At 70.6% G+C, this 13,061-nt stretch carries 9 protein-coding genes and 2 pseudogenes; 3 read left to right on the forward strand and 8 right to left on the reverse strand.

Going from position 1 to position 13,061, the window contains the following annotated elements; translation table 11 throughout:
* Positions 1-335 (reverse strand): RidA family protein (locus tag B116_RS0108045; protein ID WP_027659735.1); only part of this gene is annotated, 335 nt, incomplete at its 3' end.
* 74 nt (positions 336-409) lie between these two features.
* On the opposite strand from B116_RS0108045, the gene B116_RS0108050 reads away from it, so the two are divergent.
* The gene (locus B116_RS0108050; protein WP_188116009.1) at positions 410-1,030 is read left to right on the forward strand and encodes a TetR/AcrR family transcriptional regulator; all 621 of its coding nucleotides are present in this window, start codon (positions 410-412) and stop codon (positions 1,028-1,030) included.
* 14 nt (positions 1,031-1,044) lie between these two features.
* Here B116_RS0108050 and B116_RS0108055 read toward each other — a convergent pair whose 3' ends face one another.
* On the reverse strand, positions 1,045-2,445 hold the full coding sequence (locus tag B116_RS0108055) for a class II fumarate hydratase (protein WP_018720942.1): 1,401 nt from the start codon (positions 2,443-2,445) through the stop codon (positions 1,045-1,047).
* Positions 2,446-2,498: 53 nt separating this feature from the next.
* Positions 2,499-3,132: pseudogene (locus B116_RS24835) on the reverse strand (aminotransferase class I/II-fold pyridoxal phosphate-dependent enzyme); the annotation flags it as partial.
* 95 nt (positions 3,133-3,227) lie between these two features.
* Here B116_RS24835 and B116_RS26375 point away from each other — a divergent pair.
* Positions 3,228-3,692 (forward strand): annotated as a pseudogene (locus B116_RS26375) (EamA family transporter); the annotation flags it as partial.
* Positions 3,693-3,801: 109 nt separating this feature from the next.
* Here B116_RS26375 and B116_RS0108075 read toward each other — a convergent pair.
* From B116_RS0108075 to B116_RS0108090, 4 genes are all read right to left on the reverse strand, one after another.
* Positions 3,802-6,774: an AfsR/SARP family transcriptional regulator gene (locus B116_RS0108075; protein WP_027659738.1), complete on the reverse strand. Its 2,973-nt coding sequence runs from the start codon at positions 6,772-6,774 to the stop codon at positions 3,802-3,804.
* Between the two features lie 186 nt (positions 6,775-6,960).
* Entirely contained in the window at positions 6,961-8,628 is a 1,668-nt protein-coding gene (locus B116_RS0108080) for a fumarate hydratase (protein ID WP_027659739.1), read from the reverse strand.
* A 66-nt stretch (positions 8,629-8,694) separates the two neighbouring features.
* A complete protein-coding gene (locus B116_RS0108085) occupies positions 8,695-10,068 on the reverse strand; it encodes an outer membrane protein assembly factor BamB family protein (RefSeq protein WP_033667425.1) in 1,374 nt (457 codons plus the stop codon).
* A gap of 80 nt (positions 10,069-10,148) precedes the next feature.
* Positions 10,149-11,378, reverse strand: coding sequence for an MFS transporter (locus B116_RS0108090; RefSeq protein WP_027659741.1), 1,230 nt, complete (start codon positions 11,376-11,378; stop codon positions 10,149-10,151).
* Between the two features lie 65 nt (positions 11,379-11,443).
* Between B116_RS0108090 and B116_RS0108095 the strand changes: the two genes are divergently transcribed.
* The gene (locus B116_RS0108095; protein ID WP_027659742.1) at positions 11,444-12,433 is read left to right on the forward strand and encodes an ArsR/SmtB family transcription factor; all 990 of its coding nucleotides are present in this window, start codon (positions 11,444-11,446) and stop codon (positions 12,431-12,433) included.
* On the opposite strand, the gene B116_RS0108100 is transcribed toward B116_RS0108095, so the two are convergent.
* Positions 12,388-12,954: an Lrp/AsnC family transcriptional regulator gene (locus tag B116_RS0108100; RefSeq protein ID WP_027659743.1), complete on the reverse strand. Its 567-nt coding sequence runs from the start codon at positions 12,952-12,954 to the stop codon at positions 12,388-12,390. The two genes, B116_RS0108095 and B116_RS0108100, sit on opposite strands and share 46 nt — an antisense overlap.
* Between the last annotated feature and the right edge of the window lie 107 nt (positions 12,955-13,061).

The following is a 13,061-nucleotide window of genomic DNA, read 5'->3' on the forward strand; positions in this document are numbered from 1 at the left end:
GTCAACGGGGCGGCCAGGGTGACGCCCAGCTTCGCCGCCGCCCGCGCGATCCCCTCTCCCAGGAGCGCCATCTTGTCGGGCGTCCAGTCGACGACGTACACGGTCAACTTCGCCACNTCATCGAAGGAGCCGCCGACCTCGGCCAGGGCGGTGGCGACGTTGAGGTAGCACTGCTCGACCTGGGCAGCGAGGTCGCCCACGCCAACCGTGTTCCCGTCGGCGTCGACGGCGACCTGGCCGGCGAGGAAGACCAGCCGCGACCCGGTGGCGACCGCCACCTGCGAGTAGAGGTCGACCTTCGGTAGCCCTTCGGGGTTCACCAGGGTGATGGTCATGCTGACTCCCCTTTCGTGGAGCTGTCGGTAGGACCATCTAAACATAGCACGGCTATGTTATGTATCCTGGGGTTGTGGCCAGGAGGAGAGACCCAGCGGTCCGTACCCAACTCATCGAGCGGGCCGCGCACATGCTCCGCACCCGCGAACCCATCACCCTCCGCTCGCTGGTAGCCGGCACGAGCGTGTCGACCATGGCCATCTACACCCACTTCGGCGGGATGGACGGCATGTGGAAGGCGCTCCGGCAGGAAGGCTTCACCCGCCTGGGCGCCCGACTCGCCCAAGTCACCCCCTCGGCGGACCCGGTCCGGGACCTGACCGCCCTCATCGCCGCCTACCTCGGCAACGCCCTGGACCACCCCGACCTGTACCGGGTCATGTTCGACGCCAACTTCGACCTGGAAGACGCCCAGGCGGCGGACGACACCCTGGAGTACCTGGTCCAAGCCGCCGAACGAGGCCGGCGAGCCGGCCGCTACCGCGCCGACACCACCCCCCTCGAACTGGCCACCCAGAGCTGGGCCGTCGCCCACGGCCTGGTCTCCCTGGTCGCCACCGGCCCCCTGCCCCGGCCGACCCTCGCCCACGGCCCCCTCCTGCTGACCGCACTCTTCACCGCCACCGGAGACGACCCCAACCGGTGCCGACAGTCAGTCAAGCAAGGCTGGCAACCAGACCTGACCAGCGACTGACCCGGCACGACCCGTCAGGGGTGCGTCATCCGGAGCAGGTCAAGCGCCTCGTCAAGCTGCTCCTCGGTGAGCTTGCCGGAATCCAGGTGCCCCCGGGAGACCACCACCTCCCGGATCGAAACCTGCTTCGCGAGAGCTTCCTTCGCGATCGAAGCGGCCTCGTCGTACCCGAGATGCCGGTTGAGCGGGGTGACGATGGACGGCGAGCCCTCCGCGTACGACAAACAGACCTCGACGTTCGCGACCAGGTCGACCACGCACCGGTCCGCCAGCAGCCGCCCCGACGCGGCCAGCAGCTTGATCGACTCCAGCAGGTTGCGTCCCATGACCGGGAGCATCACGTTCAGCTCGAAGTCGCCCTGGGAGCCGGCGAAGGCGACCGTTGCGTCGTTGCCGATCACCTGCGCACAGACCTGGCGGACCGCCTCGCAGACCACCGGGTTGACCTTGCCCGGCATGATCGACGACCCGGGCTGGAGGTCCGGGAGACGCAACTCCTGCAGGCCGGCCCGGGGGCCGGAGCCCATCAAGCGGATGTCGCTAGCGATCTTGTAGAAACCGACGGCGATCGTCCGCAACTGCCCGGAGGTCTCGACCAGCGCGTCCCGTGCACCCTGCGCCTCGAAATGGTTTCGCGCCTCGGTCAGCGGCAACTCCGTCGAGGTACGCAGCCGCTCGATCACCCGCGCCGCGAAGCCCAGCGGGGTGTTAATGCCGGTACCGACAGCGGTACCGCCCAACGGCAGCTCGGCCAGGCGGGGCAAGGCCGACTCCAGCCGATCGATGCCGTAGCGAACCTGCGCGGCGTACGCGCCAAACTCCTGGCCCAGGGTGACCGGCGTGGCGTCCATCAGGTGGGTACGCCCCGCCTTGACCACCGTCTCGAACTCGGCGGCCTTGCCCTCCAACGCCTCCGCCAGGTGCACCAGGGCAGGCAGCAGGTCCCAGGTCACGAACTCGGTGGCGGCCAGGTGAATCGAGGACGGAAAGACATCGTTGCTCGACTGCGACGCGTTCACGTCGTCGTTCGGGTGCACGTCGGCGCCGAGCTTCCGACTGGCCAGGGTGGCGATCACCTCGTTGGCGTTCATGTTCGACGACGTACCGGAGCCGGTCTGAAAGACATCGACGGGGAACTGGTCGTCGTACCCACCGTCGGCCACGTGCGCCGCGGCGGCGGCGATCGCGGCGGCCACCTTCGGGTCGAGCACCCCCAGCTCACCGTTGACCTCGGCCGCGGCACCCTTGATCTGGGCCAGTGCCCGGATCTGGGCCGGCTCCATCCCCCGCCCCGAAATCGGGAAGTTCTGCACCGCGCGCTGGGTCTGCGCCCGCCACAGGGCCGAGGCGGGCACCTCCACCTCGCCCATCGAGTCACGTTCGATCCGGTTGCCCGTCGCCTCAGGATTCTTCACCCCACCATCCTGCCGCGCACGACCGCGCCGCGCGGATATTCACCCCGAGCCACTCAATCGGTCCTGATCGTCCGGACTGCGGCGGCCAAGGCGGAGGCGGCTCCGACAAGCGAGTCGCGAGAGTGGACGGCGTACCCGACGACGAGCCCCGGTGTCAGTGGACGATGGTGGAAGGCGAAGTGGTCCGCCCCCCGCACGACCACGCCGCGTCGCGCGGCGGCATCCACCAACGCCCGTTCGTCAAGGTACGGCGGAGTCGCCAGGAACGTATGCAGACCGGCAGGTGAGCCGATCAACCTGAAGTGGCGGCAGGTTGGCCACCGCGGCGGTAAACGCTTCCAGCCGCTCCCGGTAGCGCCTGCGCATCTGACGCAGGTGCCGCTCGAGCCGTCCGGTGGCGATGAAGTCGGCGTACGCGAGCTGATCGATGGTGGAGCTGCCCAGGTCCTGGCGGGCGCGGGCCCGCTCCAGCGCCGGCGTGAGGTGCGCGGGCGCGGCGAGCCACCCGATCCGAAGCCCCGGGGCGAGCGTCTTGCTGGCGGACCCGCCGTAGACCACCCGCTCGGGAGCGAGGCCTTGGACGGCGGGAGGACGTTCGGCGTCGTCAAACCAGAACTCTGCGTCGTAGTCGTCCTCGACGATGATCCCGTCGACCTTCCGCGCCCAGGTCACCAGCGCTCCTCGCCGGCACGGGCCTGGCCGGATTCAACGTCTGCTACGTGCAGGCGGTACGGCATGCCGACCCGTCCAGCGTCGGGGCCGTCATCGGTGGCGTTCCGATCATGCTCGCGCTCCTGGCTCCGCTGCTACGGCGTCGGCCCCCCAGCGGGCGGGTGGTAGCCGCCGCAGTCGTGGTGACGGCCGGCGTGGTGCTGACCCAGGGCTACGGTGGCGGCAGTGTCACCGGGCTGGCGTGGGCGCTGGGGGCACTGGCCGCCGAGGTGGCGTTCTCGCTGCTCGCCGTCCCGTTGTTACCGAGGCTGGGCCCATTGCGGGTCTCGACGTACGCGTCGGCGCTGGCAGTGCCCGTACTGCTCATCGCGGCCGTCGTCGCCGACGGGCGGAGCGCGGTTCCCCTCCCGACCATCGGGCAGGCGTTGGGACTGGCCTACCTCGCCGTCGTCGTCACCGCGCTCGCGTTCGTACTCTGGTACGGGGCGATCTCCCGGCTCGGCGCCGATCGGGCTGGGCTCGCCGCCGGCATCGCCCCGGCCAGCGCGGTCGCGGCCACGGCGCTGCTGGGCACCGGCCACCCCTCGAGCGCGGACATCGTCGGTGCGGTCGTCGTCGGAATCGGCGTGATCCTCGGGCTGAGGCCCGCCCGAACCTGGCCGGAGAACCGGCGCCCCGAGCCGCTCAACCCAGCTCGGTCAGCAGCCGCCGCACCTCGTGCCGCTCCGGCACGTCGACCTGGTCGAACAGGGCAAGCGCCTGGGTCCAGTACGCTCGCGCCGCACTCATGTCCGTCGACCGCAGGCAGCGGGCCATGCCGTCCAGGGCCCGCGCCTGCTCGTACCGATGGTTGATCTTCTGGGCGTCGTGCAGCACCCGGCGGAAGAGATCCAACGCGCTCGGCCGGTCCCCTTGATCGGCGATCGCCCGAGCCAGCAGGTTGCGAGAGGCACACGCACCAGCCCGGTCGCCGGACTTGTTGATCGCGATCAGCGCCTCCCGGTGCAGCCGCGCAGCCTCCTCAGGCCGTCCAGCCTCCCGCTCCAACACACCAAACTCGTTGAGGACCTCGCCCTCGCCGTAGCTGTTTCCGGCCAGCCGCATGAGCCGCAGTGCCGCCCGGAGTAGCCGCCGGGCCGGCGCGACGTCCCCCATCCGGTGCCGAATCATGCCGGTGTGCCCGAACGCCCGGCCGAGTTCCCAAAGATCATCAAGTTCCCGGGCCAGCGACATGTGCAGCCGGATCGTGCGCAGGGCTTCCTCGTACCGGCCCCAGTAGGCGAGCGCGCAGCCCTTGTTGCTCGTCAACTCGACCAGCGCACCCCGCCCAGTTCCAGCATCGACGAGCCTGATCGCCTCGTCGAAAAACTCCAAGCCGCGCCGGTAGTCGCCACCGCCGGAGTAGGCGATTCCGAGGTTCATCAGTCCGCTCACCACCTGTCGCCGCAGCCCGAGCTGGCGGCATACCTGGAGGCCCCGCGACATCAGGGTGATCGCCTCGGGGAACTGCGCCAGCCGGTAGTGCGCCGAGGCCAGGTAGTTCAGGGTCAGCGCCACCGCAGCCTGATCGTTAAGGCGCTCCGCCGCACGGAGGCCCACGGTGTGCATTTCGATCAGCTCGCTGAGGTGGCCGCCTTGGTAGTTCGCCCACCAGCAGGCGCGGGCAAGCCGCCAACAGTGCTGGAGCAGTCCCTCCGCCTCGGCGATCCGAGGCAGCGCGGTCAACACCACGCGGTTGCTGTCGAACCACGTTGTCCTCTGCGGTAGGCATGCCTCAACCAGGTCGGCTCGCGGCGGATCCGGCAGTACGAAGGCGGCCCGACTGGCTTCCTCGAGTGAACGGGCAATAGCTGCCGCAACGTACAGGCAATGATCCATAAGTCGTTCCAGGGCGGCGGCACGCTCGGCCGTTCGACCGGGTTCGGCCAACAGGCGACGGGCGTACTCCTGGATCAGGTCGTGTAGGCGGAACCGGCCCGGCCTCGGCTCCTCGACCAGGTTCGCATCGATCAGCTCGTCGAGCAGGTCCTGGGTGTCGGGTAGGGCCAGCTCAGCCAACGCGGCGGCGACCGCGTTGTCGAAGTTGCTGGCAGGATGCACGCCGAGCAGTCGAAAGAGCCGCTGTGCGGGCGGTGAAACCTGCGCGTACGACAGGGCGAAGGCCCCGCCAACCGAACGCGGCCCAGCCACGAACTCGGCCAACGGATCACGGGCTCCGGCCAGCCGCTCGACAAGGTCAACAATCTGCCAGCTCGGCCGGTGCGCCAACCGGGCACCCGCCAGGCGGATCGCCAACGGCAGGAAGCCACAGCGACGAATCACCTCCGCCGCCGCCTCGGGTTCAGCGGTGACCCGCTCCGGGCCGGCCACCCGCGCCAGCAGCGTGACGGCCTCATCCAGGTCGAGAACGGGCAGCGACACGGGCTGGCCCGCATCCAACCCGACCAACCGCCGCCGACTCGTCACCAGCGTGAGGCAGGAACGCCCGGTCGGCAACAGAGGTGCGACCTGATCAACGCTCGCCGCGTTGTCCAGCAACACCAGCGCCCGCCGGTCGGAGAGTTCGGTGCGCCACAGGGCGAGGCGATCCTCAAAGTCCACCGGAACCTGCTCCGCCGGGATTCCGAGCTGCCGCAGCAACGTCGCCACCGCGGTAGCCGGGGTCAACGGAGTGCGTTCGCTGTGGCCGTGCAGGTCGATGAAGAGCTGCACGTCCCGGTAGCGGTCGGCGAGGCGGGTGGCGAGGTGCACCGCGAGGGTGGTCTTGCCACTGCCCGCCATCCCGTCGATCAGTTGAACCTGGGTGTCCCCCTCGTGGAGCTGCTGGAGCAGCCTCGCGACGATCTCCTGCCGGCCGGTGAAGTCGCTGATCGCCCTCGGGAGGCCTCGAACCGGGGTGGTGGTACGCCGCGGTCCAGTGGTAACCAGGTCCCCGGCGAGCACCCGCTGGTGCAGCTCCTGCAGCTCCACGCCGGGCTCGATACCGAGATCGTCGGCGTAGCGACGGCGCCCGTCCCGGTAGACGACGAGGGCATCGGCCTGGCGACCGATGGCGGAGAGAGCCAGCATCAGTTGGCCCCGCAGGCGATCCCGCAGCGGGTGCCGCTCCACCGCCTCGGTCAGTTCGTCGATCAGATCGACGGCCTGGCCGAGCCGCAGCTCGACGTGAACGCACTCCTCCAGCGCCGTCACCCGTTGCTCGTCGAGCGTCTGGGCCCGCCCGCGTACGCTCCGGCCGGCGATGCCGCCCAGCGCCGACCCCCGCCAGAGCGCAAGCGCGGCACGGAAGTGCCGACGGGCGTCAGCCAGCTGGCCAGTGGCGACCGCTGCCCGAGCGGCAGCCACCTCGTCGCCGAACACCTCGGCGTCGAGGTCTCCCGGCGCGGTACGGACGCCGTAGCCGCCCGGGTCGGTGACGATGAGTTCCGGGGGAAGCCCGAGGGTGGCGAAGCGGCGCCGCAGCCGGGACACACAGGTCTGCAGCTGGGCCCGTGCGGTAGCCGGTGGCTGCTCCTCCCAGACCGCGTCAACCAACTCCTCCGTCGGCACGATCCGACCAGCCTGCAGCAGCAGCATCGCGAGGATGGTCCGATCCCGACCCGCGGTAACGGTGGCCTCGCCACCGACCCGTAGTGGGCCCAGGATCCCAAACCGCATACTTCCACCCCTGCCGTTTCGCAACTTCCAGCAGGGTAGCTGTCGACCTAAAACCGTTTTAGGTACGGCGATAGCGCGATGAGAGCGGATCAAGAGAGCGGCGACCGACAATCCAGGTCGCGTGGTCGGTGACATCCGACGGGGGCGGTGCGCCCGTTCGGCTACGGCCGAACGGGCGCACCGATGTCAGCGGCGACCGACGGTGAGGACCGGCTTGGTCACCTCGGCGAAGAAGTCGTTGCCCTTGTCGTCAACCACGATGAAGGCCGGGAAGTCCTCCACCTCGATCCGCCAGACCGCCTCCATCCCGAGCTCGGCGTACTCAAGCACCTCGACGTGCTTGATGCAGTCCTGTGCGAGCCGGGCCGCCGGGCCGCCGATCGAGCCGAGATAGAAGCCGCCGTGCTGCTGGCAGGAGCGGGTGACCTGGGCGGAGCGGTTCCCCTTCGCCAGCATCACCATCGAGCCACCGGCGGCCTGGAACTTCTCCACGTACGCGTCCATCCGGCCCGCCGTGGTCGGGCCGAACGAGCCGGAGGCGTAGCCCTCGGGGGTCTTCGCCGGGCCGGCGTAGTAGACCGCGTGGTCCCGCAGGTACGCCGGCATCGGCTCCCCGGCGTCCAGCCGCTCGGCGATCTTGGCGTGGGCGATGTCCCGGGCGACGACCAGCGGACCGCTCAGCGACAGCCGGGTCTTGACCGGGTACTTACTCAACTCGGCGCGGATCTCGTCCATCGGCCGGTTGAGGTCGACCCGGACCACCTCCGACGACTCCAGCTGGGACTCCGTCACGTCGGGCAGGTAGCGGGCCGGGTCCGTCTCCAGTCGTTCCAGCCACACCCCCGACGGGGTGATCTTCGCGACCGCCTGCCGGTCCGCCGAGCAGGACACGGCGATCGCCACCGGACACGACGCGCCGTGCCGAGGCAGCCGGACCACCCGCACGTCGTGACAGAAGTACCGGCCACCGAACTGTGCGCCGATGCCGAAGCCCCGGGTCAGCTCCAGCACCTCAGCCTCCAGCTCCAGGTCGCGGAAGCCGTGCGCGGTCATCGAGCCCACGGTCGGCAGCCCGTCCAGGTACTTCGCGGAGGCCAGCTTGGCGGTCTTCAGCGCGTACTCGGCGCTGGTGCCGCCGATGACGACGGCCAGATGGTACGGCGGACAGGCCGCCGTGCCGATCAACCGCAGCTTCTCCTCCAGGAACTGCATCATCCGAGTCGGATTCAACAGTGCCTTGGTCTCCTGGTACAGGTACGACTTGTTGGCCGAGCCGCCGCCCTTGGCCATGAAGAGGAACTTGTACGCGTCCGGCTGCCCGTCCGGGTCCTCCGCGTAGAGCTCCACCTGCGCCGGCAGGTTGCTGCCGGTGTTGCGCTCCTCCCACATGGTCAGTGGGGCGAGCTGCGAGTAGCGCAGGTTCAGCCGGGTGTACGCCTGCCAGACGCCCCGAGAGATCGACTCGGCGTCCGCCCCGTCGGTGAGCACGTGCCGGCCCCGCTTGCCCAGCACGATCGCCGTGCCGGTGTCCTGGCACATCGGAAGCACCCCGCCGGCGGCGATGTTCGCGTTGCGCAGCAGGTCCAGCGCGACGAAACGGTCGTTCGGCGAGGCCGCCGGGTCATCGATGATCGACCGGAGCTGCGCCAGATGCGCAGGGCGCAGAAAATGCGCGATGTCATGCATCGCCTCGGCGGTCAGCGCGGTGAGCGCAGCCGGTTCCACAGTCAGGAATCGGCGACCACCGGGACCGTTGACGACATCAACGCCCTCGTCGGTGATCAGGCGGTACTCCGTCTGGTCCGAACCGGTCGGCAGCAGGGGTGCGTACGAGAAGGAGGCGGCACTGCTCATGAGCGGAAGCCTAGGGCAGAAGAGCCGTCCGGTCCCACCCGCCGGGTAGGTCCTGGGACAGCGCTCTCACCCTGCCGGGTCGGTTGGCGGGAAGGACACGTACCCGATCTGCCGCCCCTCCCCGATGACCATGCCGTTCGCTCCGACCGCGAGCGCGTTCGCCGCCGTACGGAGGTTCGCCAGCTCGGCGCCGGTACGCGGATCGAGCGCGACGAGCCGGGACGGCTCCTGTTCGGCGAAGATCGCCGCGGTCGGGGTGAGCGCCGCCCTCGGCTCCCCATCAGCGGGGCGACTCCACCGGGTTTCGCCGCCGCCCAGTTCACGGGCGACGACCGAGCTCTTGTCGGCCGCGCGGACCAGGGCGTACCGGTCGTCAACGGCGACGATCTTCGTGCCCGGGTCGGTGACCAGCAGCAGTCGGCCGTCGTAGGCGTCGAGAACCGCCTGTTTGCCGTCCGACGACACTCCGATCAGCACGCTACGGGCGCCCAGCGGGTCCCGGCGTTGGGCGCAGCCGATGGCGTCGGCGGTGCCGAAGTTGACCCCCGCCCGCTGCCAGGTCTCCCGCCCGGCCAACGGATCCCACCCCGAGACGGCGTAAAGACAGTTGCCCTCCTCGGAGCGGGCGGTGAGCCGCAGCATCCGACCACCGACCACCGACAGCCGCTCGTCCCGGCCGGGCTCGATGTCGACGAGCACCCGTCCGGTCGCGGTGTCCAACACGTGCACGCGACCGTCGACCGGAAACCCGAGCAGCCCCGGCACCGGCTCCGGGCCGGAGATCTCGTTGTCGATCCGGACGGCTTCGATCCGGCGGGTGTCGAGCAGCCCCGGGTTGTCGCCGAGCAAGCCACTTCGGACGCCCGGCAGGTAGGCCGTCCACAGCGGGGTGTCGCCCCGGGGGTCCCAGGCCTGCAGCGTGCAGTCGGTAGGGGCCGGGCAACGCGCGTCGAGCAGTAGGTTCTGCCACGTCCAGACCGCGACCGCGTCGCTGTCCCGCCGCCGGGTGGCACCGGTGACCGGGTCGAGCACCTCGTAGCCCCGGGTGAGTAGCTTGCCCACCACGACGACGGCGTCCTGGCCCGTACCGGCGACCGCCGACCAGTCGGCCTTGCGTTTCCAGAGCGGCGTGCCGTCGGCGAGCCCCACCGCCTCCACCCGGGTGCGCTGCTCGACCACGACGGCCTCACCGGCGATGGTGACGCTGCGTGGGGTGCCACCGACGCGTTGCTGCCAGACCACGCCCGGCCCGCCGATCGGGGCGCTGCGGTTCACCCAGTCCCACACGCCGGGAAACGGGTTCCAGACACCGCTCACCGAGAGCACGACGACCGTCACGAGCCCGAGCAGCAGCCAACCCGGTTTACCAAGGCCGCGCCCCTTCCCCACCGGGACACGGTAGCCGCCCGCTCCGTCCGCCGCACCCCGCCGCGCCCGCACCCGACACGCACGGGCCCGCACCGTACCCACACCCGACACGCACGGGCCCACACCCGACACGCACGGGCCCGCACCGCGCGCTAACGCAGAGCCCCCGCCGCGGTTGGTGTGGGCGACGGGGCCAGCACCCGCCAGAGCATCACCGTCGCGGCGAGCGACGCCACCCCGGCCAGGGCCATCACCGTGCCGGGGTCGACCACCTCGCTCAACGCCCCGCCGGCCGCGGCGGCCAACCCCTGCACCGCCATCAGGCCGGTGCCCAGCAGCCCGAACGCCTGTCCCCGGCGGGCTTCCGGCACCGCGTCGAGAAACCGCCGGGCCAGCCCGAGCTGGTAGGCGAAACCGGCGGTCGCGACCGTGAGCAGCACCGCCGCCGGCCGCTGGCCGGGCTGGGCCAGGAAGGCGAGCAGCGGCACGCCGAGCAGCAGCGCCAGCCACGGAGTCAACGCCTCCCGGCGGGCGGGCCCGACGAAGCGTCCGACCAGCAGGTCACCGAGGAGCATCCCGAACGCGGCGGCCATCAGCAGCAGGCCGGCGCTGGCCGCCGGTTCGAGCTGGGCCGCGTACGGCACGATCACGCCCTCGGCGCCGACCAGTAGCGAGCCGGGAATCCACTGTGCCAGGAGCAGACCGCGTACCCGCCGGTCGGCGAGGAGTATCCGGTTGACCCGCCAGGTCTCTCCGACGGCGTTTCCGGTGGCCGTACCCACCCGGGGCGCTCGCGAGGGCAGCCCGACCCGGGTCAGCAGGGCGGCGAGGAGGCAGGTGGCCGCCGTGAGCCAGAGCGCCCCGTACGGGCCGACCAGCCCGAGGAGCAGGCCACCGAGGGCGAACCCGGCCACCTGGGTGCCCCCGGCCGCCACGGTCAGCACCGAACGCCCCAGCACGTACGCGTCGCCGTGCAGTATCTCCGGCAGCAGCGCGCTGCGGGCGGCGCTGCTGACCGGGGCGAGGAGGCCGACGACCGCGACCAGGCCGAGCATCGCCGCCGGGGAGAGCACGCCGAGCGCGAGCACCACGACCATGGCGAGCCGGAACAAGTCGTAGCCGACGATGAGCCGCCGGGCCGGCCACCGGTCGGCGAGGGCGAGCAGGAACACCCCGCCCACCGCGTGCGGCAGGAACCCGGTCACGTAGGCCAACGCGGCGAGCAGCCCGGAGCCGGTGCGCTCGTAGATCAGCACGGACAGGGCGAGCATCTTCACCGTCTCGCCGATCATGAAGACGCTGTAGCCGCCGAAGAGCACCCGGAACTCGGCGACGGCGAAGACGTCCCGGAAGGTGACGGGACGGGAGTCGGTAACGATCATTCGAGTAAGTGTGGGGAGTGACCCGGTGACGACCTATCCTTTCGTTCACCAGCGAAAGGAGCAGCATGCGGATCGAGGTGACCTCGGCGGATGTGGCGGTGAGCCGCTACGCCATCTCGCCGCTCGGGGAGGCGATGTCGGCGCTGCGGCTCTGCGCCGGGCAGAACGAGGTCACCGGGCTGACCCCGTGGGTGACCCGGGCCCGCCCCGCCTTCGAGCGGCTGCGGCGAAGCATGCCGGCGATCGACGCGCTGTTGGCGTTGCAACGCCAGGGCGCGTACAACGCGGACTTCTACCAACCACCACCGGACGGCACGGCGCGGGACTTCACCGACGAACTCGCCATCGTCCGGTCGACTCCACTAGCGCGGGCCCGCGCCGAGTTGGCCCGCAATCTCGCCGGCCATCGCACCCCACCGGCGAACGCCCGTCGGATCTACGAGTCGCCGGCGGTGGTGGACCGACTCGCCGACGGGATCGAAGCGGCCTGGGTCACGCTGGTCGAGCCGGAGTGGCCGCGACTGCGGGCCGTCCTGGAGCGGGACCTGCTGCACCGGGCGGGGCGGCTGCTCGCGTACGGCTGGGGCGCGGCGGTCGCGGACCTGGACCCCCGGCTGCACTGGGTGTCCGGCCCGGGCGTCGGCTATCTCGACATCGACGACCCGGACCCGCAGACGTACCCGCTGAGCGGGCGCGGAATGCTCTTCGTGCCCACCGTCTTCGGCACCCTGATGTACTACGTCGAGCAGCCCGGGCCGTACGCGATCGTCTACCGGGCCGCCGGGGTCGCCGAACTACTCGCTCCCCCGGACCCGACGCGGCCGGTGGACGCGCTGGACCGGCTGGTCGGCCGGGGCCGCGCCACGGTGCTGCGGGCCCTGGTGGCCCCCGCGACGACCAGTCAGCTCGTCGCGCAACTCGGTCTGAGCCTGGGCGGCGTCGGCGACCACCTGGCGGTGCTGCGCGAGGCCGGCCTGGTGACCCGCGCCCGCGCCGGCCGCACGGTCCGCTACCGCCGCACCGCATTGGGGGACGCGCTCGCCGAGAACGGCTGAGTGGACCGGGCATCCTCCGCAGCCGACGGCGACGTTGCCCGCAGCGCGGAACGGAGCAGGGGCAGGACCCGGCGCGGGATCTGCTCGGCCAAGGCGATGATCGTCGAGGTGCGTCGGATGCTCTCGTGCGACACGATCTGGTCAATCACCCGTTGCAGGTCGGCGTTGGAACGGGCCACGATTCGGCAGAGCAGGTCACCGGAGCCGGTGATGGTGTGCGCCTCGAGCACCTCCGGGATCGCCGCCAGGTGGGCGACGACCGGATCGCGCCCGTGTCGTTGGCTGATCTCCAGAGTGACGAAGCTGGTCACCCCGAACCCGACAGCGGCCGGGGACACCGCGGGGCCGAACCCGTCGATCACCCCTCGGGCGACCAGCTTGTCCAGCCGCGCCTGCACGGTGCCCCGGGCCACCCCGAGGCGACGGGAGCACTCCAGTACTCCGATCCGCGGTTCCTCGGCTAAGAGCTCGATCAGGCCAACGTCGAGGCTGTCCAGCTGGACAGAATGACCAGTGCTCATGGGTAAGGACCCTACCGCTTGTGCAACCTGACCAGCCTGATCAACAACAGTTGCCCAGTGACCGGGGACACAGCGATATTCACCGGAGGAACACAGCACTAACGGAA

This window comes from Salinispora fenicalii (genome assembly GCF_000514815.1).
Lineage (GTDB): Bacteria > Actinomycetota > Actinomycetes > Mycobacteriales > Micromonosporaceae > Micromonospora > Micromonospora fenicalii.